Origin of the sequence: Beduinella massiliensis (genome assembly GCF_900199405.1) — a bacterium.
Taxonomy (GTDB): domain Bacteria; phylum Bacillota; class Clostridia; order Christensenellales; family Aristaeellaceae; genus Beduinella; species Beduinella massiliensis.
In genome coordinates this window covers 2,164,539-2,184,875 of the sequence record NZ_LT963430.1, presented here as the reverse complement: position 1 = coordinate 2,184,875, position 20,337 = coordinate 2,164,539, and the positions used below count along the sequence as shown (strand labels likewise).

Here is a 20,337-nt window from a genome sequence, read left to right as displayed (position 1 = left end):
AAAAAAGGGGGAATCCGTGATGTTCATCGGCATTTGCGGCGCCAGCGGCAGCGGGAAGTCCACGCTTGCCCAAGAGATGGCGGCCATGGCGACCCGGGAAATCTGCATCATCAATCAGGACGCCTACTATCTGGATCACCCCGAAATGACGCTGGAGGAGCGCAAAAAGCTCAATTACGACGCGCCGGACATTTTTGATCACGATCTGCTCTTCCACGACATGCAGGCGCTGCTCGCTGGAAAGCCGATCACGCAGAAGCGTTATGATTATACACGCTATCGTCGTATGGATTCGGACGAGCTCCTGCTTCCGTGCGAGGTTATCATTCTCGAAGGCATTCACGTTTTCTACGACGCGCGTCTGCGGGACATGATGAACCTGAAGCTCTACATGCATGTCGAGCCGGACATCTGCCTGCTGCGCCGCATCAGCCGCGACATAAAGGAGCGGGGCCGCCATATCGACGGCATTTCCGAGCAGTATCTTGGCACGGTCAAGCCGATGTTCGACCGCTACATCCGCAACTATATCGAATATGCGGACGTCATCGTCGGTAAAGGCGGAAAAAATGCAAAGATTGCGGAAATACTCGCTGGATATATCAACAATGGCCTGCACCTGTAACTTTAAAAAAGGAACCGAAAGTCTGTTTACACATTGCAGACTTTCGGTTCCTTTTTGTATATCCGGAAGAATCTTAAACGGCTATATTTCCCGTTCCAGCATTTTGAAGATTTCACGTTGCGCCTTGGCAGGCGGCAATTTCCCGAGCCAAATCTTCTGGGCTTCCGCAGCCTGATAAAACAGCATGCCGAATCCCCCCACCGCTTTGATCACATGCCGGGCGGCGTATTCGAGCAGCTTAGTCTGCGGGGGATTGTAGATGGCATCGAAGACAGCGGCGCAGCGCGCGACCACTTCCTCTTCCACAGGGCTTACACCGGTATGCGGGTACATGCCGACGGGCGTACAGTTGATGAGGATATCGAAAGCCCCCTCAATGCCCGAAAGCGCCGTGCAGGCGATGCGGCTGTGTCCGTCAGATTGCGTATCCGCGAGCGCGGCAGCGAGCGTTTGGGCGCGTTCCAGGCTGCGCGCGGCGAACGTAACCCGCCCGCCGCGGCGCAGGATTTCAAAGCCTGCCACGCGTGCCGTTCCGCCGTTTCCCAAGATCAACACGTCTGCCTTGTCCGTATCGACCCAGGCTTCCTGCAGGGCGCGCATCATGCCGAGCCCATCGGTGATATGGCCGGTGAGAAGCCCATGTTCACTGATCGAAACCGTGTTGACCGCGCCGCAGGCAGAGGCGGCCATGTCGAGCTCGTCTAGGAACGGTATGATGGCTTCTTTGTAGGGAATGGTCACGTTAAATCCTGAAAAACTCTGCCTCAGGACGTCAATGGCGGATGGGAGAGACTCACCGGAAACAGGAAGCGGGATGTAGACCGCGTTGAGCGCACGAGCGTCGAAAAGAGAGTTATGAATCTGAGGCGACCATGTATGCGGCAGCGAGCCGCCGAGCAGCGCAAACTTCAGCGTCGCGGCGTCGATGCGAAGGTTTAAAGCTGGCATGCATCCTCCGTCAAGCGCGGATCACCGCACCGTATTCCTTTTCGCAGACAGAAAGGATCTTTGTCATCACCGCATTTACGTCCTCATCTACGAGCGTGCGGTCCGGACTGCGGAAAATCAGAGAGAAAGCGACAGATTTTTTGCCGGTCAGCATCTGCGCTCCGCGATAGATGTCGAACATCTCGGCGCTTTCGAGGAGCGCTCCGCCTGCCTTGCGGATGGAGGCGAGTACCGTGCCGACGGGTACTGATTCGTCCATCACCAGCGCCAGGTCGCGCGTAACCGCCGGAAAGCGCGGCAGCGGTTTGACCTCTCCCATGGGCTTCTTGAGCGTGTCGAGCGCCCGCAGATCGACTTCCGCGATCAACGCGCGGCGCGTCATGTCGAAGGCTTCGAGCACGTCGGGATGCACCTCGCCGATGCGCGCTATCACAGAAGCCTGCGCCCGCAGGATTGCGGCCCGGCCGGGATGATGATACGGTTCTGCCGCAGGCTCAATTTCACAGGCGATTCCAAATTGACGGAGCATTTCGGTCACGGCGTTGCGCACTGCGTAGAAATCGATCTGCGAGCCGTAAGCGCCGATAGACAGCATCCAATGCTCGTCGGGCAATCCTTCCTCCGTGCGTGCGCTCGCGTCGAAGACGGGAGCGATTTCGTACAGCATGGCCTGTTCGTTGCCTCTGTTCTGGTTGAGCGCCAGCGTTTGCAGCATGGAGGGCACGAGGGTGGAACGCATGACGCTCGTATCCTCACCCAACGGATTGAGCAGCCGGAGCTGTTCACGACGCGGATCGTCCGCCGCAAGGCCCAGCCTGTCCAGCAGCTTCGGACTTACGAAAGAGAAGTTCTTGATTTCATACATGCCGAGCCCCGTAAGAATGCGGCCCAGTTTGTCGGTAAGCTGCATGCGTGGACTGCGTCCGCCGGGCGTCGTCTCGCCACGAAGAAGCGTCGCGCTCAGATGCTCAAATCCATAAATGCGAAGCACCTCTTCGGATATATCCGCCTCCATCTCGACGTCCTCGCGGAAATTCGGAACCGTCACGACCATTCGATCGCCGGACAGCTCAACGCCGAACTCGAGGGATTCCAAAATCTCTTTCATCTTTTCGCCGGGCACATCGACGCTGATGCGCTTACAGATGCGGCGCACGGAGGTTTCAATGATCTTGGTAGGCGCGGGGGCCGGATAAACGTCCACCGTGTCTTCGATGACGTCGCCCGCGTCCAACAGTTCGACCAGTTGGCAGGCGCGGTCGATCGCTTCCCGCGCGGTCGCCGGGCAGACGCCCTTTTCAAAGCGGCCGGATGCCTCGGTGCGCAGGCCCAGCGCACGCGAGGTTACGCGGATATTGGCGTGTTCGAACGCGGCGGACTCGAACATGACCGTCTGCGTACCCTCTACGATTTCGGACTCTTCGCCGCCCATGACGCCCGCGATACCCGTCGCACGCTCCTGATCGGCGATGACCAGCATGTCGGGAGACAGCGCGCGTTCCTTGCCGTCAAGCGTGACGATCATCTCACCCTCGTGGGCCCGGCGCACGATAATATGCCCATCACGAACCTTTGACAGATCGAAGGCGTGCATCGGGTGTCCCGTTTCAAGCATGACGTAGTTGGTGATGTCCACGATGTTGTTGATCGAACGCACGCCGCAGCCATGCAGCGCCTTGCGCAGCCACATGGGCGAGGCGGCGACGCGCACGTTCTTGACCACGCGCGCCACATAGCGCGGGCAAAGGTCGGTATCGCGCACCTCGATGTGCACGTAATCCTCCATCTTGCCCGGTACGCCCTGCACCTTTACTTCTGGCTTGCGAAACTCGGTGCCGAGTGTGACGGCCGTTTCGCGGGCAACCCCCCAGACACATTGACAGTCCGGACGGTTGGCGAGGATCTCGAAGTCCACGATCTGGTCGTCGATGCCGAGGATCGGCCTTACATCCGCCCCCAGCGGGTACTCCTCGTTAAAGATGAGGATGCCCTCGTCCCCGACGGACGGGTACAAATCGACCGGTACATCCAGTTCGGGGCCAGAACAGAGCATGCCGTAGGATTCGACGCCGCGCAGCTTGCCCTTCTTGATGTGCTTGCCGCCGGGCAGCACTGCGCCGCACTTGGCCACGGGTACCAGCGCGCCCTCGAAGACGTTTGGCGCGCCCGTTACGATTTGCAGCACCTCGTCCCCTACATCCACCTGGCAGATGACCATGTGATCCGAATTTTCATGCTTGACGACGGACAAGATGCGGCCCACGACGACGTTTTGCACCTGTGCGCCCATGTCCTCAATGCCCTCGACGCCGGTGCCGTGCATGATCATCTGTTCTTCATATTCCGGAGCCGACACAGGAACGTCGGCGTATTGTTTCAGCCATTGCATCGGTACTTTCATGATGATTCCCCCCTGCCCTTCTTAGTCCGCACGCAGTTGCGAGAGGAAACGCAAATCGCCCTCGTAGAGCATGCGCATATCCGTAATGCCATAGCGCAGCATCGCGATGCGCTCCATGCCGACGCCGAATGCGAAACCGCTGTACTTCGTGCTGTCGATGCCGCACATTTCAAGCACCTTCGGGTTGACCATGCCGGAGCCCAGCACTTCGATCCAGCCCGTGCCCTTGCAGACGCGGCAGCCCTTTCCGTGGCAGGCGACGCAGGTCAAATCGACCTCCGCAGAGGGTTCCGTGAACGGGAAGAAAGACGGACGGAAGCGCGTCCTGATGTCGTCGCCGTACAGCCGCTTGGCGAAGGCGTCCAGCGTTCCCTTGAGATCAGCCATCGTGACGTCCTCGTCGACGACGAGCCCCTCCATCTGATGAAAGACCGGAGAATGCGTAGCATCTACCTCGTCCGCCCGGTACACGCGTCCCGGACAGATGACCCGGATAGGCGGCTTGCGCGTCGTCATGGTGCGCGCCTGCACCGGGGAGGTGTGCGTGCGCAGGAGCACGTTGTCGTCGAAGTAGAAGGTATCCTGCGCATCGCGCGCGGGATGGTTCTTGGGGATGTTCATGAGCTCGAAGTTGAAGTGATCCAGCTCCACCTCCGGGCCATCGACAACCTCGAAGCCCATGCCGGTGAACACGTTGACGACTTCGTCGATGACGAGAGAGACCGGATGCTGACAGCCCTGGCGCGGCGCGGGCGTAGGCAGCGTGACATCGAGCTTCTCCGCACGCAGCTTGGCTTCCTTTTCAGAGGCCTGAATCTTCTGCGCCATTTCATCCAACCGCGCGGTCATGTCCTCGCGTGCTTTGTTGATGAGCTGCCCCATCGCGGGACGTTCTTCGGCGGACAGCTGCCCCATAGAGCGCAAAATCTGCGTGAGGCTTCCCTTTTTGCCAAGCACCTTCAGGCGCAGCGATTCCAGCGCGCTGGAATCTTGAATTTGCTGCAGCTGGTCTTTCAGCTCGTTTTGAATCTGCTGCAGCTGGTCGTGCATGTTCATAGATATCCTCCTTTTGGATTTGGAAATCACATCAAAAAAGCTCTCGTCCGCATAGGGACGAGAGCTGATGCAGCTTCGTGGTACCACCCAACTTCACCTCGCGCAGAAATCTGCGTTAAGGCCTCGCGCGGATAACGGCCGCTATTCCGACTCTGCCTATTATTGCTTTCAGCAGAGCAGCTCCGGAGTGAATTTCCCGCATCGGACACAGGCGGCTTTCAGCCAAGACCACCCTCTCTGCGTGACGCGATGTGCGCGGGCATTGTCTCCTTCAACGCTTTTAATTTTCGCTATTATACCATTCAAACAGATGAAAAGCAAGCTCTTTTTAATGGAGCGTATGATCATGCTCACAGCAGGCGTCCCCGTGCTCGCAATCACAGTCGCCGCATTCATCCGATACGCTGTCCATCGCTTCCTTGAGCGTGTAGGCAACGTACTTTTCAAAGACCGATTCGACCTCTTCCGGATCGTCCGGCACGACGTATTCATCCAACCCATCCGCCGTCTTCTCCACGCGCAGAAAGAGAAGCTCGTCTTCCTGCTGCGCGTTCTGGGGCTCCAGCTCGCTCAGAACAACGTATGTCTTGCCGGCTACCTCCATCGCCATCACGTAGCGGAACTGAAAGGTTCGACCGCTCTGATCGGTGAGCTCGACGATCGTGGGATCCATTTGTTCGTTCATATGTGTCCCACCCGCCTTACTCCTGCGGTTCGTCGTCCAGAACGTCCGATTCGCTCAGCTTGACAAACTTGTCGAATACCGCCTGAAGCGTTTTTTCATCTTCAACCGTGACGTAGCAATCCTCGCCCTGTTCGTCCTTGGCGATCTTGAGGATGAAAACCTCGTCCGCGTCCGTATCCGGAGTTGCTTCCAGCGCGGTGAGCATCACGTACAGATCGCCTTCGTATTCCAGCGTCATCAAGTGTTCGAAGTGCACGCTTTCGCCGTCTTCATCGATGAGCTCGATGATATCGTCTTCTTCCATTTCGGTTTCTTCCATGCCTTCGAGATTTTCCATATCGTCCATCTTTGTTTCCTCACTTTTCCGTATGTAATGAAATATGCTTCAAACCACCGGCATCAAGAAATGCCTGCAGGATGATTACCGCCGCGACCATATCGACCTTCTGCTTGCGCTTGTCCCTGCGCATGTCGGCCTCCAGCAGGGCGCGTTCCGCGCTTACCGTCGTCATGCGCTCGTCCTGATAGTACACGAAAAGACCAGCCGCCTCTAATTGAGCAGCAAAGTCGCGCACGCGCTCCGCTTGACCGCCGGCGCTGCCATCCATGTTGCGCGGCAAGCCGCAAAGGAACAGATTGGTTTCATGCGCAGCCGCCAGTTCTTTAAAATGGCGGACGTCCGGCCCGTAGCCGACGCGCGTGTACGTTTCCAGCGGTTGGGCGGTGATGCCCAACGGGTCGCTCACGGCGACACCGATTCGCCGGTCCCCCACGTCCAGACAAAGAATGCGCAAGCGCATGCCTCCCTTACTTCGCGTTGTGCTCGATGTAGGAACGAACCAGTTCCTCCATCAATTCGTCGCGCTCAATCCGGCATACCAGGGAACGCGCGCTTTGATAACTCGTAATATAGGTTGGATCGCCGCTCATCAAATAGCCGACGATCTGCGTGATCGGATCGTATCCCTTCGCACGCAGCGCATCGTATACGCGCATCAAGATCGAATGCGCGTCGTCCGCGGCTTCGCCTACCGCGCGAAAATACCGCGTTTCGTTTTCAGAACGATCTGCCATGCGAATTCGCCCCGCTTTCTGTGCTATATGGTGGTATTATACCGGCTTCTACAGGAAAAGGCAAGAATACAGGGAAAATAGATTTTAAAATTTTGATGTATTCAGCCGGGATAATAGCGTACGGCATGCAGAAAACCGCGCGCAGCGAGAAAAGCCGGTAGCGCCAGCAGCATGCCCCGGATGCCGCCGACGCTGCTTCCCAGGGTCAAAAGAAGGATGACGGCTACCGGATGTACACCGGTGCTCGAGCCCATGATGCGCGGGCTCAGAAGGTTCGCCTCCACCTGCTGAACGAGCACCACCGCGAGCAGCGCAAGCAGCATGTGCTGAAAGCCCATATCCACGGAGAACAGCAGCACCGGGATCGTACCGAGCACGGGCCCGTAGTACGGTATGATATCTAGAATGCCCATCGCGAGGCCCAGCAGCAGATAATAGGGTACCCGCAGCAGCCACAGCAGAAAGGCGGTCATCACCCCCACGAACAGGCTGACCGTAAATTGCCCCTTCAGGTATTGAAAGAGCTCACGCTTCATCTGAGAGGTAGCCGCGAGAAAGCGCTTTCTATAGCGGAGCGGAATACACATGGAAAGCCGGTAGCCGAATGCTTCGCGATCCTTTAAAAAGTAAATGGCCAGCACGAGCGCAATCAGCATGCGTGACAGGCCGTCCATCAAAGCGCCCGTCTGGTGCCAGGCGCTTTGGGCAAGCTGTGCGCCGATGCCGGATAGGCGCTGCGCGATAAACTGCCCGCCGCCGGATAGCTGGATGCCGTAGCCGCTCAAAAACGCCTGACCGCGTTCGATAAGCTGCTGAACTCCCAGCAAAATTTGCGGCATTTGGGCGCTCAACGCCACGGACTGCGCGATGACCGGCGGCAATAAAAGCGCGATCAGGACGCCGATGAAAAGGAAGGAAGAGAGAACGGCGAGCGCTACGGCCCATCCCCTTTTTAAGAAGCCCTCGAATACGGCACAAAGCGGGCTCAGGAGCGCGGCCCATGCGACACCCCAAAGCACCGTCTTGATGACGCTGCGCGTCGGTGGGTAAATTGCGAGCAGCAGCAAACTTGTCGCCAACCCCGTAAAGACGAAGATCGACCGGATTCTTTTCGTCATGACGTTCCCTCCTTTCAAAAAAGAGAAGGCGGATACACCCGCCTTCTCTCCCGTGCTTTTGCGCCGCCTCAGCGATCCCATAGATCCATCATTTGCTTTTTGATCTGCGCGCTTCCCTTGTCCAGCATTCGCTTCATCTTACGTCCCTGCGGCATCATCATCAGCCCTGCGCCCATGGCAAGGCCGAGGACGCTGCCCGCCGCCATTCCCCGAAACGTCGACATCCGCATCCTGCATCCTCCTCTCGCTGCGTTCAAGGCTCTCCAGCGAGAACCACGGTATGACGATGTCCCCGCTGACAGAATCCAGCGTAAAGTCCTGCATCCATCTGCGGCCATAGAGCATGTCGTCGATCGGACCGAATGAAACCTCGATTGCGTCCACGAAGAGCGTCCGCTCATTCAGCCGAATATCGGTGGCCCACCCCACGCGCAGGCCGCCGGTATCTCGAACCCGGCCCGGCCTGCAAAAGACTGGCGGACGTTCCCTTGGCTGCGTATCGACCATGACGCTCATATTTCCCAGCAGGGTGATATGCTCCCGCGATATAAACCGCGGACTGTGCAAACCGCCCTGCACGACAATACCCGCGAGCGCATGTCCATCCCTTCCGAGCGGAGCCGAAAGCACATTGCCTACTCTTTGGGCGTTATGAATGACTGGAAGACCGATCAGACGATTGGCACGCGTCATTACCGCTTCCTCCTGCATCGCTTTACGTGTCTATTGTGGCCCGGTTTTAAGCGCGCATGCTAGGAGAACATTTGCAGCGGACAATTACCGCAGCTTTTGCAGGACGTTTAGGAAGTCGTCTGGGACAGGCACGCAAAACTCCATAATTTTTCCACTCGACGGGTGCGTGATGCGCAGGGTATGCGCGTGCAGCATCAGCCGGGGTATCTTGACGGTCGGATGCTTTGCACCGTAAATCGCATCTCCCAGCAGCGGATGGCCGATATGCTGCATGTGAACCCGAATCTGGTGCGTCCGCCCCGTAAGCAAATGCACATCGAGGTAGGAAGCGCCCTTCAGCGACTCGATGACCCGATACTCAGTGTGGGATTCGCGTCCATCCGCGACGACTGCCATGCGCTTCCTGTCCACAGGATGCCGCGCGATCGGCGCGTCGATTCGTCCGCTTTCCTGAGAAAAGCGCCCCAATGCGACGGCGAGGTAGTGCTTTTCCATCGTTCGCGCCTTAAACTGCTCGCACAGAGAAAGATGCGCTCTGTCGTTTTTCGCGACGATGAGCAGCCCGGAGGTATCCTTGTCCAGGCGGTGCACGATGCCAGGACGCAATTCTCCGCCAATGCCGGAAAGGCCGTCCAGATGGTAGAGCAGCGCGTTGACGAGGGTGCCATCTTCATTTCCGGCGGCCGGATGCACGACCATGCCGCATGGCTTGTCGATCACCGCGATGTCCGCGTCCTGGTAGAGGATGGCGATCGGTATGTCCTGCGCGATAACCTGCGCAGGACGGGCATCCGGAATGTTTAGGACGACCTCCTGCGCGTCTTTGAGCCTGTGCCCCGCCTTGAGGACGCCTTCGCCGTCGATTGCGGCATGGCCCTCCTCGATCAGCTGGACGCATCGCGAACGCGTAAGGCCGCTGTGCCGCACCAGAAACTGGTCAAGCCGCGTCCCCGCGCTTTCGGAATCGACCTTTGCCTGAATCCTTTCCATGCTCTTCTCCGTTCTTTTCAAAGGCTGTCATCAGTGCAAGCAGAATGCAGGAAACCGTGACCGCGATATCCGCTACGTTGAAAATAGCAAAATGAACGAAACGCGGCTCGATGAAATCCACCACGTAGCCGTACAGAAGGCGATCGATGCAGTTGCCGAGCCCGCCGCCTAGCAGCGCCCAGACCAGACACGAATTCAATCGGTTTGGCCGTACCCAGCGCCTGAGCGCGAGGGCTGCCGCAACGAGCACCAGAAAGGTCAGGAGGGCCAGCATCCAAGGGGCTATTTGGAGCATGCTGAACGCGACGCCTGTATTTTCGGCATATGTCAGATGTATAACGCCGGGCATGAGCGGATAGCTGCCCCCCGGCATCGCCGGGAGGAGCGACTTTGCCGCAATTTTGCTTGCGCGGTCGAGCAGCAGCACGACGAGCGCGATGGGCCAATACCTTCGCATCAGAATCTTCAGTCCTTTAAAGATTTCGCTCTACTACGCGGATGACCTCGGCAAGAAATTCGCCAATCACGGGCAGGTTGTCGACCGTGATGCGCTGCAGCAGCACGATGAGCAGCGCCCCCAGAATGGAAAAACCCACGGCAAAGCCAAATCCCCGCGCGACGCCCGACACAAAATTTACCCAGAGCAGGCGTTTTGTATCGCTGACGTACTGCAGGTATTCCGACAGCCGGAGCTTTTCCGCATTTTTCGTAAGGCGTTCGATCTGCCCGATAAGCAGACGCATCCGCTTTTCCATGAAGGCTTCACCTCGTGGACAGTATGGACAACACCGCTCCTGAAAATGCAAAACGGGCGGGCGTCAAACGCCCGCCCCTCTTCGCGTGATTACTTTGCTTTAAACAGCTCGTTCTCGGACTTGAGCACGTGCATCTGGTCGTCCACCAGACGCTGGAATCGCGCACGGTAGTCCGCCGCGGCGCTGCGCAGCGTATCGAGCTGGTCGTTGAGCTCCTGCGTCTCCTTGCGTACGTTCGCGGCGACCTTGTCCGCGTCTTCCTGCGCCTTGGCAAGGATTTCAGCGGCGCGGTTCTGCGCGTCGGCCACGGTTTGGTCGTACACACGCTGCGCATTCGCCAGCAGCACGCGCGCGCTCTCGCTGTCATCCTTTACGACCTGCGGGGCAGGCTGAGGGGCGGGCCTGTCCGACGCGGCGTTCGCCTGCGCCAGACGCGCGCGCAGATCCTTGATTTCGCGCTCGCGGGCTTCCATTTCATCCATGATGTCCTCAAGCAGGTCGTCTACCTCGTCGGTGTCGTAACCCCGCGCTTTAATCGTAAATTGCTTCTCCTGAATCATCTTGATCGTAACGGCCATAAAGTTCGCTCCCTTCTGTTGTATGCCACAAGGCGGTAATATAGAAGACATTTATTCGTACCGGAACAGCACAATCGCGATGCGCCCTTTACGGGTAGGACCGTCGATCTGCTCGACACGAACCCTGCCCATCCCCCGGACAGAAAGCAACGCGCCCGCGCCGACCAGCGCATCCGGCCGCGTTTCCTCCATAAAGTTGACGCGTACGCTGCCATCGCGAATGGCCTGCGAGGCATCCCCGCGTGACAGACGGTACCCTGCCGCCAAGACGGCGTCCAGCCGCAAAGACGCGACGGTATCGCGGATCAGCTTTCCCGCAGGCAGCGGCATTTGCGGAACTTCGGAAAGCCTGTGCAGCTGAAGCGAGGCTTTTCCAGCTTTGATGAGGTTCAGCACAATGTAGTCGGCCATTTCTTCCAAGGCAAACAGGAAAATTTGACCGTCCCGTACTACAATATCCCCGATCGTCTCGCGGATCATACCCAGAGCCATTAAAGAACCGAGGATATCCCGATGGGTAAGGCTCGCGTAACGTTGATCCCACTTGGCGTAAAGACAGCAAAACGGCCATTCCCATACGGGCTCGTCCCCCGCATAAAAACAGCATACGGTGCGCTCCGCCTCTTCGTAGCCGCCCCATGACTTCGCGCTTGCTCCCGCCTGACCGGCGGCATAAACGGCCAACCGCATCTCCGACGGGTCTAAAAATCGCGTATACGAAGGACGGCCGCTTCGCGCGGCGCGCGTAGCAAGTTCGCCAAGACGCGCGGTAAGCGTTTTCTGTGTATCCATCAAAAGATCCCCAGCGCCGCGAACTGCAGTCTGCTCAAAAGCCCCTGTAAAAGGCTGAGCAGGATCAACGCGATAAACGGCGAAAAATCGAACATCATCGACCGGTGCGTCAGACTAAAAATCAATCTGCGAATCGGCGCGAGCAGCGGCTGCACGATCCGATCCAGAAACCGCATGACCCCGGAATAGGATGGAACGAGAAAGGACAATACGCACTGAATGATGATGAGCGCGGACAGCAGCCGAAGAAACATGCCGACGCCGCCGATTATCTGATATAGGATCATCCTATCCTCCATCCATACTGCTTACATGCGAAAAGCCGGGTTGAACTCTCCGGCGGGCACCGCCCCAGGCGCCGCACCCCGAACTTCCGTGCTGTTCACGACGTCGACGGTCGACGGCGCCAGGAGATAAGTGCGATGCGATACGCGGATCATCTTGCCGCGCAGCGCGAACGCCGCACCGCCCAGCATGTCGATCACGCGCTGGCGCTGGGTATCGTCGATCTCTTCCAGATTCAGCAAAAGGCTTCGGCCGTCGAGCAGCGCGTTGATGATGTTCTGGCTGTCCTCAAGCCGGCGGACACAGACGATCATTTCGCTGTGCTTGCGGGTCTCCGCGTCCGTCCGGGGCGTCATGGGCACGACGTTATCTCGAATCGGGGTTGTCTTGCGAGGAGCATAGACAGGTTCTTCCTCCGGCTCATAGACACCGGGCTGCACTGCGCCCCGCTTGCCGCTAAGGCCCATCCCCGCGCGCGCCGCAGGCTGTTGGATGGCCGCTTCCTGGCGCATGCCGGCGGGCTGCTGATAATAATCCTCTGCAGGGTACTCTTCGTCATAACCGGTCATCCCGTCGTCCGCCGGCGCTTCTTCCGGGTAGACGCCTAAGATTACGCCGATCTTGCTCAAAAAGTCCATGAACGCCATGTTCTTCCTCCTCAGATTCGGTTTGTCTGCGCCGGATACGTGCGTTTGCCGAAGATGGCCGTTCCGACGCGAACCATGGTGGCCCCTTCCTGGGCTGCGATTTCGTAGTCCGAAGACATGCCCATCGAAAGGTGCCGGATCTGCGTGCCGTCAATCGCTTCGCCGCGCAGCGCCTCAAAGAGCGCACGCATCCGCCGAAAGAGCGGGCGAAGCACTGTCTCGTCGCGCGTGTTGGGCATGACCGCCATCAGCCCCTCGATACAAAGGCCGGGAAGCTTCGCGTACGCGCGCACAAAAGGCAGTACCTCTTCAATCTCCATTCCGCCCTTTTGAGGCTCGCGGCCGATATTGACCTGCACCAGCACCGGCATGCGCCTTTGCGTCTCCTGCGCGCGCCGGTTGATCTCTTGTGCCAGGTTCTCACGATCCAGGGATTGAATCATGCATACCTTGTCTATTATATATTTAACTTTGTTCGTTTGCAACTGTCCAATTTGATGAATTGCAAAAGAAGCGTCTAAAAAGGGGTACTTCTCCAGGATTTCCTGTACCCGATTTTCGCCGAGCTGGGTGATGCCCGCCTGCCGGACCCGATTGATGCGATCGGGTTCGATCGTCTTGCTGACGGCGATGATCTCCGGCGTCTTCCCCCATTCCGCGCTTGCGCGCGCAAGATTCTCCCTGACGTCCGCCACGTTTTGCTCGATATCATCCATGCAGCTTCATCTTTCTTTCCGCAATCAATTAAACAGTCTGACCGTCTTGCCCGCCTGCAGCGGGGAACCCGCATAGATCGAGCGGACGAACGCGGTCTTCTCGTCGCGCGAAATGACCGTGACCGGGACAAACGTGTCGGTGCCGAGCTCCGAAACCACGACGCCGATCATATTGCTCTGCGAATAGAGCGCCGAAACCGGAACGTTCACACCGTCCACGAATTCGCCTACCACCACGCGGCACGTGCGAATGTTGAGCACCGGCTCCACGTTCGTGTCGATCTGCATGCGCACGAGAAGCTCTCCGCCGGAGCGGGTGAACGACTCGACGGTGGCGTCGACGAGGTAGTTATCAAAGCCGTCAAGCTGCATTTTGTATGCCTGGCCGGGCACTGGATTCCAGCTCTTTTCCGAGCTCACGAGCAGCGCATACCAGCCCTCCGGCTTGATAGTTCTGAAGATTGGGTCGCGACCGCGCGAGACGACGTCCGTCTCCAGCCTTTGACCGGAAAGCACCGCGCGCACCTGCGCGGGCGTCATCGTCTCATAGGTTTTCGCATTTACGGTCGATTCATACCCGTCCGTGTAGAAACTGACAATGCACTCTTCCTTAGCGTCGTACGTCGTCGTCCAGCTTTCAATTTTTTTGAGCTGCCGGCTCTCCTCGTCGTACAGGCTGCTGAGCGTCTGATCGTCCGGATATTTTTGGCGCAGGTAGTTCTGACGCGCGTTGATGGCATTGGTCAGCTGTTTTTCCAGGTTGTTGAGGCTGCCGACGCCCTGCCCCTGCACCAGCGTGCGAACCTCGAGCGCGAGGGTGTCCACCTGTAAATCCAGCTTTTCCAGCTGCGCGTCGACGTAGTTTTTCATGACCTGTTCTTTATGGTACTGCTGGATGGCGCTGCGGTAATTTTCCAGCTTGTTGATTTCCGTCTGGTTGTAGCCGGACGAATAGACCTGACAGATGACGTTTCCTTTGTACAGATGGCTGCCCTCTTCGGCGATGTAGTCGGTTCGCGTCACGCCCTCGGCGTCGTACAGGGTTTCGTTGCGCGCGATGACGATTTCACCCTGATATTGGCTGCCCATGCTCCCTTCGGTAACGATCGCCGTCGTGCCAAGCCGATCCCGCTGCGAGAACCACAGGCCGATACCAAAGGCGATCAGCGCTACAAACACCATGAACATGTAAAACCGCGCATGAATGCGCACGCGTTTTTTTCGTCTCAAACGCTAACCTCCCTTCGGTTTTTTCAGCATGCGCATTTTACTGCGCGTCTTCTTCTGCCTTTTCCAAAATCCATACAGAACACTTGCGGCCGCTGAGCAGGATGTCAAAGCTGTCTGTGACGGCAAGGCCCGGGGCGCGCGCGACCGCGTTGTCCGCCTGAGATCGAACGCCGACGAGGACGATGCGTCCCTTGTCGTCCAGGACGCGCCGCGCTTCGGACAATAGGCCGCGCAGATATGCTTCGGGCTGAGCGGCCTCCAGCTGCTCGGGAAGATGCGCAACGACCGCGTCCATCTCTCCATCCGCAAACGAGAGACTCAGCGGATTTTGACAGACCAGGCGCGCACCCTGTACGCGCGAGAGCGCTGACTGCGCCTCCGCCTTTTCGCAAACACCCGTAACCGTGCGCGCACCCGCGTTTTTCAGCGCACGGAGCAGCGTCTCTTCGGAGCAAAGCAGATTCAGCGCGTTCTTGCCGCCGACGCGCGCAAGCGCCGCGACGATCGTGCACACATCGCCGCGCAGAGCGCCGGGTTTTTCCGGCTTGACGGATCGTTTGGAACCCAAACGCCACAGGAACAGCGTCACGCCCTCGCTGCGGCGGGCGATCCACAATTCGACGTCGGGGCGCTCGCGAAGCGTCTTCATCCCCGTCTGTTCGATGATCGCCTTTTCAAGCATGTTAAGGTATCGCATATTGACCGGCACGAGCTTGTCCCGATCCATGGTAACGATGCGAAAGCGCTTCTCCCGCGCCTCTTCATAGGGGATCCGATCCAGCCAATCCCCGGCGGAGAGCAGCTTCTTTACCGCCGCGTCGACGTCCGAAACGCCGTGCATCTGCGTCAGCACCAGAAAGTTATGGTGCATATAGTTAAGCCGCAGTTCCTTGACGCTGCGATACAGCACGGCCCCGCTGAGCATCCGTTCGATCGTTACGCCGCCCTCTCGCCGGAGGAGGCCTTCCACCGCGCGTTCCATCCCCGGGATAAAGGTCGCGTAATACAATTTCTTCATCTGGTATTCTCCCTTAAAGACGGGCGCCTTTTATTGCGCGCGCCCGACGTCGAATCATTATACCATGGATTGCCGCTTTTCACAACAAGCCCTGATCGCTGCCTGAACCGTCTCGTCCATTTTTAAGCCCTGCGCATGCACGACGGCATCCGCTTGGGCTTCATAGAGCGGGATGCGTTCGTCGTAAAGCATGCGAAGCGTTTGCCCCTCGCGCAGGGCGATGCCTCGGGAAGACAGGTTATGAATGCGCCGCTCGATCTCCTCATAGGGAAGCTCAATGTAGAGGACGGTGCCCACGGCGTGCAGATGCCGCATCGCCCGCTCTTTATACACCACGCTGCCCCCCGTCGCGACGACGTATCCGCTCACTTGAAGCGAGCAGACAGCGTCCGCCTCTTCCTCTAAAAAGCGATCGATGCCGTCGTCATCGACCATTTCCTGCAGCCTTCGTCCGCTGCGCTCCTGGATGACGTCGTCCGTATCGATAAAAGACATGTCAAGCGCCTGCGCGAGTTTGACGCCGACGGTGCTCTTTCCGCATCCAGGCATTCCAATCAAAATGATGTTTCCCATCTCTATCCTTCCCCTTATGGCGGACTGCATGCTGTTTCCTTTCAATAATGCATTATTTTACCGCATAAAGGTGAAGATTTCAAGCGAAAGCGCCAGGATTGTCCGTTTTTCGGGCGTATGTATAAATTTGCATTGCATGGTTGAATTTTTATTCTGAAAGATGTATAATTAGCCATCTCGATTTATCGATGAACATAAAGGGGATGTTTTTCATGAATTTACAGCATTACGCGCCCAAGGCACGGTTTGCGCAGCGTCATCTTTTGACGCTACAGGACTGGAAGGAAGATGAAATTTACCAGTCCCTCGCGCTGGCGTTGAAGCTCAAGGCTGAACAGAAAGCAGGCGGCTGTGAAAAGCCGCTCGCAGGAAAGACGTTGGCGATGATCTTCGCGAAATCCTCTACCCGCACGCGCGTCTCTTTTGAAGTCGGGGCATCGCAGCTCGGCGCGCACGCGCTGTTTCTGTCTACAGCCGACATTCAGCTCGGGCGGGGCGAACCCATCGCGGATACCGCAAAGGTGCTCTCGCGCATGGTGGACGGGATCATGATTCGCACGTTCAGCCAATCCGACTTGAGTCAGCTCGCGCAGCACGGCTCGATCCCGATCATCAACGGGCTCACGGACGAGTTCCATCCCTGCCAGGTGCTGGCGGACCTTCTGACGATTTACGAGCACAAGGGGACGCTCAAGGGGCTCAAGCTCGCGTTTGTCGGGGACGGTAACAACATGGCGCATTCGCTGCTGATCGGCTGCTCCAAGCTGGGGCTTGACGTAGCGGTTGCCTCCCCCAAGGGGTATCAGCCCAATCCAACCTACGTTGGCTGGGCGAAGGAAAACGCAGAGGCGCACGGAAGCCGCGTCGAGATTACGGAAGATCCGAAGGAGGCCGCCGCACAGGCGGACGTCGTCTATACGGACGTCTGGACGAGCATGGGCCAGGAAAAGGAAGCGCAGGAACGCCTGAAGGCGTTCACAGGCTATCAGGTAAACGAAACGCTCATGCAGTGCGCAAAGGACGACGCGCTCTTCCTGCACTGCCTGCCTGCGCACCGCGGCGAGGAAGTATCCGCCGGCGTCATCGACGGCGCGCAATCCGTCGTCTTCGACGAGGCGGAAAACCGCCTGCACGCGCAAAAGGCGGTCATGGCGCTTCTGATGGGTTAATTCAGCTCGTCCAGCGAGAGAGCGAAGCTGGGGACGAATTCCCGCATGAAGTCCCCCACCTCCGCAAGCTCGATTTTGCGAATGCTCGCCTCAATGCTCTGCGCGGCTTTCTCAAACTCGCGGTTTCCGGCCTTGAGCTCCTCTAGACACTTGGTGTAGGCCGCGATGCGGTCGGCAGCCTTTGCGACCTTCCAGGCTGCCTGATCCTCACGGGGAGTGAGCAGGCCTTCGTAAGCCTCCTTGAGATCGTCTGGGAGCATTTTGAGGAGCCGCTTGGCCGCGCCTTCCTCTACCTGCTTGTACGCAGCCTTGATTTCCTCGTTCTGATATTTGATCGGCGTGGCGAGGTCGCCGGTGAGCACCTCGCCCGCGTCGTGAAAGAGCGCGAGCTGGGTAATGCGGCCGATATCATAGCCGCGTCCGTAGCGCACATTGCCGATCGTGGCGATTCCGTGGGCGATGAACGCGACCTGTGCGGTGTGCTCCGCGACGTTTTCCGGGAAGGTATTCCGCATGAGACTCCAGCGGTAGATGTGATTGAGACGCGAGAGATAAGCGAAAAAATGATTCATACAGCGCTCTCCTTGACAATTTTTGTCCCCGTGTGTATAATAACGTCGAATTGAATAGCCGCTAGGGGCGCATGTAACATGCTGAGATGGCGAAAGCCGGTCCCTTTGAACCTGTGTAGATAATCCTACCGTAGGGAAGCGATAGAATCAAGGAAGACTTTCATTGTCTGATCTGACCGCGCCACCGGAGGGAGGCGCGGTTTTTTGTTCCTTCGAGCGGACGTTCAATGCACAAAATCATGAGGAGGTTTCCATCCATGTTCGAAAAGTTTGCCGAAGTACCCATGTCCGCTTGGGCGGTCGTCATCTCGCTCGTCCTCGTCGCCGTCGTGATGATCGTCATCATGCGCGGCCGTCAGAAGTGGACGACCCGCATGCTCACCAACGCAGCGCTTTGCATTGCGCTCGCCTTTATCCTCTCCTGCATCCGCCTGTTCAGGATGCCGCAGGGCGGCAGTATCACCGCCGCATCGATGCTTCCCATTTTTTTGTTCGCCTACGCTTATGGCGCGGTTCCGGGGCTCGTGACGGGCATCGCGTACGGCATTTTACAGTTCATTCAGGATCCTTATTTCGTCCATCCGATTCAGATTTTGCTCGATTTCCCGCTCGCGTTCGGCCTGCTGGCGCTGTGCGCCGTGGGGCGCAAGCTTCCGGAGCGTTACGGGCTTACGGTCGGCATCGTGCTGGGCTCCCTGGGACGCTTTGTATGCGCCACGCTTTCCGGGGTCGTCTTCTTCGCGGACTACGCGCCCGAAGGCCAGAACCCGCTCTTCTATTCCATAGCCTACCAGGCTTCTTACATCATCCCGGAAATGGTTATCTGTATCCTGATCTGTCTGATTCCCCAGGTCAAGCGGACGATGCTGCGCCTCGCGCGCGAAACGCACTGACATAAGCATATAGCGGGCGGAACGCATTGCGTTCCGCCCGCTCGTGTATGAGGCTGTTTACAGCGTATACTCCGGCTTCGCGCCAGGACGACCGGTCATTTCCTCGCGCGCCTTCACGTACTTTTCAGCGGGGTTGCCCAACACCGCGTAGGACGCGATCTTGGACGTTTCCACGCCCGGCTGGTTGAACGCGTCGATGTCGAGCAGCTCGCCCGCGTAAGCGGTGCACATCTCAAAGAAGTACAGGAGCTGGCCGATGGTGTAAGCGTTGACCTCCGGCAGGACGATCGTCTGGTTCATGCGTCCCGCCTTGTACAGCGCGTACTCCGTGCCCTGGCGCTCGGCCTCGATGAGCTGGTTATGCGTCTTTCCGCCCAGGAAGGCGACGTCCGGGAACTGCTCGCAGCCGTGCGGAATCGGCGTTTCCTTGCGGAAGGACTCCACTTTGATGAAGGTGACGACCTTGTCGTACGGGCCCTCGGTATAGAGCTGGAGCTGAGAGTGCTGATCGGTCACGCCCAGGGACTTCGTCGGAGTCTGACCGAAGTTGACCGCCATGCCTTTGCGCGTCACGCGCTTGCCGAGGCTTTCCGCCCAAAGCTGGCAGAACCAGTCCGCGATGAACTTGAGGGAGTCCGCGTAAGGCATGACGACCTGCACGTTCATGTCGAGGTCTTCCATCGCGATGTACTGCAAGACCGCCTCCAGCAGGGCTGGGTTCTTCCACACGTCGTCCGTCTTGCAGCGCGCGTCCATGTCCGCCGCGCCGGCGAGCAGCGCGCGAATGTCGATGCCGCAGACGGCCGCCGGGACGAGTCCGACCGGGCAGAGTTCTGAGAAGCGTCCGCCGACGCCGTCCGGGATGAAGAAGGTGTCGAAGCCCTCTTCCTTGGCGATCTTGATGAGGTTGCCCTTCTCGTGGTCGGTTACAGCGATAATCTGGCGCTGCCAGCCCTCGCCGACCTCGCGCTTCAGCAAATCAGACACGATCAGGTACTGCGACATCGTCTCTGCCGTCGCGCCCGACTTGGTAATCACACAAAAGCAGGTCCTCTTTACGTCGATGACGTCCAGCAGCGCGGCCATGCGTTCAGGATCGATGTTGTCCTCGACGTAGAGACGCGGTCCACCGCGCTTTTCGGCGGGCAGCTCGTTGTAGTGCAGGTGATTGAGCGCCTGCTGTACGGCGATCGGACCCAGGGCGGAGCCGCCGATGCCCAGAACGACGAAAGCTTCGTAATCGCTGCGCACGCGCGCGGCAACGCGCTCGATTTCGGCGACGATTTCCTCCTGATTATAAGGAAGTTCCATCCATCCGAGCCATCCGGTTCCGCGGCGGGTCTGCACCTGACGCTGCGCGGCGGCGGCGAAGGGCGCGTATTCGTCGACGGTCGAAGCGGCAATCGCGTACTGCATGCCGAGCGTATCCGCCATCATGTGGTTCACGTCAAGACGAATCTGCTTTTTGGTATCCATCATACACATTCCTTTCCTGGTTGTGTCTTTTCCCATGCGTCAT

General features: G+C 58.2%; 25 protein-coding genes and 1 riboswitch. Of the genes, 3 read left to right on the top strand and 22 right to left on the bottom strand.

The features are described 5' to 3' along the window. Nucleotides 1–19 precede the first annotated feature (19 nt). Nucleotides 20–625, top strand: a complete 606-nt coding sequence (gene udk, locus C1725_RS10670) for a uridine kinase (RefSeq protein ID WP_102411590.1) — start codon at nucleotides 20–22, stop codon at nucleotides 623–625. 81 nt (nucleotides 626–706) lie between these two features. Here udk and C1725_RS10665 read toward each other — a convergent pair whose 3' ends face one another. The 20 genes from C1725_RS10665 to C1725_RS10570 all read right to left on the bottom strand — a co-directional run bounded on the left by C1725_RS10665 (nucleotide 707) and on the right by C1725_RS10570 (nucleotide 16,184). Beyond that, nucleotides 707–1,573, bottom strand: coding sequence for a shikimate dehydrogenase (locus C1725_RS10665; protein WP_102411589.1), 867 nt, complete (start codon nucleotides 1,571–1,573; stop codon nucleotides 707–709). Between the two features lie 10 nt (nucleotides 1,574–1,583). After that, a complete protein-coding gene (gene pheT / locus C1725_RS10660; RefSeq protein WP_102411588.1) occupies nucleotides 1,584–3,974 on the bottom strand; it encodes a phenylalanine--tRNA ligase subunit beta in 2,391 nt (796 codons plus the stop codon). Nucleotides 3,975–3,995: 21 nt separating this feature from the next. Beyond that, nucleotides 3,996–5,024, bottom strand: a complete 1,029-nt coding sequence (gene pheS, locus C1725_RS10655; protein ID WP_102413316.1) for a phenylalanine--tRNA ligase subunit alpha — start codon at nucleotides 5,022–5,024, stop codon at nucleotides 3,996–3,998. 334 nt (nucleotides 5,025–5,358) lie between these two features. Next, nucleotides 5,359–5,715 carry a DUF1292 domain-containing protein gene (locus tag C1725_RS10650; RefSeq protein WP_102411587.1) on the bottom strand — a complete coding sequence of 119 codons (357 nt, stop codon included), beginning with the start codon at nucleotides 5,713–5,715 and terminating at the stop codon, nucleotides 5,359–5,361. A gap of 16 nt (nucleotides 5,716–5,731) precedes the next feature. Beyond that, nucleotides 5,732–6,061, bottom strand: coding sequence for a DUF1292 domain-containing protein (locus C1725_RS10645; protein WP_346026577.1), 330 nt, complete (start codon nucleotides 6,059–6,061; stop codon nucleotides 5,732–5,734). A 10-nt stretch (nucleotides 6,062–6,071) separates the two neighbouring features. Continuing rightward, nucleotides 6,072–6,509, bottom strand: coding sequence for a Holliday junction resolvase RuvX (gene ruvX / locus C1725_RS10640; RefSeq protein ID WP_102411586.1), 438 nt, complete (start codon nucleotides 6,507–6,509; stop codon nucleotides 6,072–6,074). Nucleotides 6,510–6,522: 13 nt separating this feature from the next. Beyond that, nucleotides 6,523–6,789 (bottom strand): IreB family regulatory phosphoprotein, encoded by a 267-nt coding sequence (locus tag C1725_RS10635; RefSeq protein ID WP_102411585.1) that lies wholly within the window; start codon nucleotides 6,787–6,789, stop codon nucleotides 6,523–6,525. 101 nt (nucleotides 6,790–6,890) lie between these two features. Further along, a complete protein-coding gene (locus C1725_RS10630) occupies nucleotides 6,891–7,907 on the bottom strand; it encodes an AI-2E family transporter (protein WP_346026576.1) in 1,017 nt (338 codons plus the stop codon). A 138-nt stretch (nucleotides 7,908–8,045) separates the two neighbouring features. After that, nucleotides 8,046–8,600: a hypothetical protein gene (locus tag C1725_RS10625; protein WP_102411583.1), complete on the bottom strand. Its 555-nt coding sequence runs from the start codon at nucleotides 8,598–8,600 to the stop codon at nucleotides 8,046–8,048. Between the two features lie 84 nt (nucleotides 8,601–8,684). Then, nucleotides 8,685–9,590, bottom strand: a complete 906-nt coding sequence (locus C1725_RS10620) for an RluA family pseudouridine synthase (RefSeq protein ID WP_102411582.1) — start codon at nucleotides 9,588–9,590, stop codon at nucleotides 8,685–8,687. Next, the gene (lspA, locus tag C1725_RS10615) at nucleotides 9,538–10,047 is read right to left on the bottom strand and encodes a signal peptidase II (RefSeq protein WP_102411581.1); all 510 of its coding nucleotides are present in this window, start codon (nucleotides 10,045–10,047) and stop codon (nucleotides 9,538–9,540) included. The genes C1725_RS10620 and lspA overlap by 53 nt, the downstream gene beginning before the upstream one ends. Nucleotides 10,048–10,063: 16 nt before the next feature. Then, nucleotides 10,064–10,345, bottom strand: a complete 282-nt coding sequence (locus tag C1725_RS10610; RefSeq protein ID WP_102411580.1) for a DUF5665 domain-containing protein — start codon at nucleotides 10,343–10,345, stop codon at nucleotides 10,064–10,066. 89 nt (nucleotides 10,346–10,434) lie between these two features. Then, the gene (locus C1725_RS10605; RefSeq protein ID WP_346026575.1) at nucleotides 10,435–10,923 is read right to left on the bottom strand and encodes a DivIVA domain-containing protein; all 489 of its coding nucleotides are present in this window, start codon (nucleotides 10,921–10,923) and stop codon (nucleotides 10,435–10,437) included. Between the two features lie 51 nt (nucleotides 10,924–10,974). After that, complete coding sequence (locus C1725_RS10600; RefSeq protein WP_346026574.1) at nucleotides 10,975–11,607, bottom strand: YlmH family RNA-binding protein; 633 nt, start codon at nucleotides 11,605–11,607, stop codon at nucleotides 10,975–10,977. Between the two features lie 107 nt (nucleotides 11,608–11,714). Continuing rightward, nucleotides 11,715–12,002: a YggT family protein gene (locus C1725_RS10595; RefSeq protein WP_346026573.1), complete on the bottom strand. Its 288-nt coding sequence runs from the start codon at nucleotides 12,000–12,002 to the stop codon at nucleotides 11,715–11,717. Between the two features lie 21 nt (nucleotides 12,003–12,023). Next, nucleotides 12,024–12,647: a cell division protein SepF gene (locus tag C1725_RS10590; protein ID WP_102411576.1), complete on the bottom strand. Its 624-nt coding sequence runs from the start codon at nucleotides 12,645–12,647 to the stop codon at nucleotides 12,024–12,026. Between the two features lie 11 nt (nucleotides 12,648–12,658). Next, entirely contained in the window at nucleotides 12,659–13,363 is a 705-nt protein-coding gene (locus C1725_RS10585; RefSeq protein ID WP_102411575.1) for a YggS family pyridoxal phosphate-dependent enzyme, read from the bottom strand. A 24-nt stretch (nucleotides 13,364–13,387) separates the two neighbouring features. Then, a complete protein-coding gene (locus tag C1725_RS10580; protein ID WP_102411574.1) occupies nucleotides 13,388–14,593 on the bottom strand; it encodes a biotin/lipoyl attachment domain-containing protein in 1,206 nt (401 codons plus the stop codon). Between the two features lie 37 nt (nucleotides 14,594–14,630). Then, complete coding sequence (locus C1725_RS10575; RefSeq protein ID WP_102411573.1) at nucleotides 14,631–15,611, bottom strand: methyltransferase domain-containing protein; 981 nt, start codon at nucleotides 15,609–15,611, stop codon at nucleotides 14,631–14,633. Nucleotides 15,612–15,668: 57 nt separating this feature from the next. After that, nucleotides 15,669–16,184 carry a shikimate kinase gene (locus C1725_RS10570; RefSeq protein WP_102411572.1) on the bottom strand — a complete coding sequence of 172 codons (516 nt, stop codon included), beginning with the start codon at nucleotides 16,182–16,184 and terminating at the stop codon, nucleotides 15,669–15,671. 212 nt (nucleotides 16,185–16,396) lie between these two features. Here C1725_RS10570 and argF point away from each other — a divergent pair, with 212 nt between their 5' ends. After that, complete coding sequence (argF, locus tag C1725_RS10565; RefSeq protein WP_102413314.1) at nucleotides 16,397–17,353, top strand: ornithine carbamoyltransferase; 957 nt, start codon at nucleotides 16,397–16,399, stop codon at nucleotides 17,351–17,353. Here argF and yfbR read toward each other — a convergent pair. Then, nucleotides 17,350–17,925, bottom strand: a complete 576-nt coding sequence (yfbR, locus tag C1725_RS10560; RefSeq protein ID WP_102411571.1) for a 5'-deoxynucleotidase — start codon at nucleotides 17,923–17,925, stop codon at nucleotides 17,350–17,352. The two genes, argF and yfbR, sit on opposite strands and share 4 nt — an antisense overlap. A gap of 53 nt (nucleotides 17,926–17,978) precedes the next feature. Further along, nucleotides 17,979–18,079, top strand: a riboswitch (TPP riboswitch). Nucleotides 18,080–18,182: 103 nt separating this feature from the next. Here yfbR and thiT point away from each other — a divergent pair. Beyond that, a complete protein-coding gene (gene thiT, locus C1725_RS10555; RefSeq protein WP_346026572.1) occupies nucleotides 18,183–18,818 on the top strand; it encodes an energy-coupled thiamine transporter ThiT in 636 nt (211 codons plus the stop codon). Between the two features lie 57 nt (nucleotides 18,819–18,875). On the opposite strand, the gene C1725_RS10550 is transcribed toward thiT, so the two are convergent. Next, nucleotides 18,876–20,297, bottom strand: coding sequence for a glucose-6-phosphate isomerase (locus C1725_RS10550; RefSeq protein ID WP_346026571.1), 1,422 nt, complete (start codon nucleotides 20,295–20,297; stop codon nucleotides 18,876–18,878). Nucleotides 20,298–20,337: the final 40 nt, after the last annotated feature.

Excerpts from the sequence above, each read along its gene's own strand:
- udk (WP_102411590.1), top strand. The coding sequence starts at position 20 with ATGTTCATCGGCATTTGCGGCGCCAGCGGCAGCGGGAAGTCCACGCTT.
- C1725_RS10665 (WP_102411589.1), bottom strand. The coding sequence starts at position 1,573 with ATGCCAGCTTTAAACCTTCGCATCGACGCCGCGACGCTGAAGTTTGCG.
- pheT (WP_102411588.1), bottom strand. The coding sequence starts at position 3,974 with ATGAAAGTACCGATGCAATGGCTGAAACAATACGCCGACGTTCCTGTG.
- pheS (WP_102413316.1), bottom strand. The coding sequence starts at position 5,024 with ATGCACGACCAGCTGCAGCAGATTCAAAACGAGCTGAAAGACCAGCTG.
- C1725_RS10650 (WP_102411587.1), bottom strand. The coding sequence starts at position 5,715 with ATGAACGAACAAATGGATCCCACGATCGTCGAGCTCACCGATCAGAGC.
- C1725_RS10645 (WP_346026577.1), bottom strand. The coding sequence starts at position 6,061 with ATGGACGATATGGAAAATCTCGAAGGCATGGAAGAAACCGAAATGGAA.
- C1725_RS10635 (WP_102411585.1), bottom strand. The coding sequence starts at position 6,789 with ATGGCAGATCGTTCTGAAAACGAAACGCGGTATTTTCGCGCGGTAGGC.
- C1725_RS10630 (WP_346026576.1), bottom strand. The coding sequence starts at position 7,907 with ATGACGAAAAGAATCCGGTCGATCTTCGTCTTTACGGGGTTGGCGACA.
- C1725_RS10625 (WP_102411583.1), bottom strand. The coding sequence starts at position 8,600 with ATGACGCGTGCCAATCGTCTGATCGGTCTTCCAGTCATTCATAACGCC.
- C1725_RS10620 (WP_102411582.1), bottom strand. The coding sequence starts at position 9,590 with ATGGAAAGGATTCAGGCAAAGGTCGATTCCGAAAGCGCGGGGACGCGG.
- lspA (WP_102411581.1), bottom strand. The coding sequence starts at position 10,047 with ATGCGAAGGTATTGGCCCATCGCGCTCGTCGTGCTGCTGCTCGACCGC.
- C1725_RS10610 (WP_102411580.1), bottom strand. The coding sequence starts at position 10,345 with ATGGAAAAGCGGATGCGTCTGCTTATCGGGCAGATCGAACGCCTTACG.
- C1725_RS10605 (WP_346026575.1), bottom strand. The coding sequence starts at position 10,923 with ATGGCCGTTACGATCAAGATGATTCAGGAGAAGCAATTTACGATTAAA.
- C1725_RS10595 (WP_346026573.1), bottom strand. The coding sequence starts at position 12,002 with ATGATCCTATATCAGATAATCGGCGGCGTCGGCATGTTTCTTCGGCTG.
- C1725_RS10590 (WP_102411576.1), bottom strand. The coding sequence starts at position 12,647 with ATGGCGTTCATGGACTTTTTGAGCAAGATCGGCGTAATCTTAGGCGTC.
- C1725_RS10585 (WP_102411575.1), bottom strand. The coding sequence starts at position 13,363 with ATGGATGATATCGAGCAAAACGTGGCGGACGTCAGGGAGAATCTTGCG.
- C1725_RS10575 (WP_102411573.1), bottom strand. The coding sequence starts at position 15,611 with ATGAAGAAATTGTATTACGCGACCTTTATCCCGGGGATGGAACGCGCG.
- C1725_RS10570 (WP_102411572.1), bottom strand. The coding sequence starts at position 16,184 with ATGGGAAACATCATTTTGATTGGAATGCCTGGATGCGGAAAGAGCACC.
- argF (WP_102413314.1), top strand. The coding sequence starts at position 16,397 with ATGAATTTACAGCATTACGCGCCCAAGGCACGGTTTGCGCAGCGTCAT.
- yfbR (WP_102411571.1), bottom strand. The coding sequence starts at position 17,925 with ATGAATCATTTTTTCGCTTATCTCTCGCGTCTCAATCACATCTACCGC.
- thiT (WP_346026572.1), top strand. The coding sequence starts at position 18,183 with ATGTTCGAAAAGTTTGCCGAAGTACCCATGTCCGCTTGGGCGGTCGTC.
- C1725_RS10550 (WP_346026571.1), bottom strand. The coding sequence starts at position 20,297 with ATGATGGATACCAAAAAGCAGATTCGTCTTGACGTGAACCACATGATG.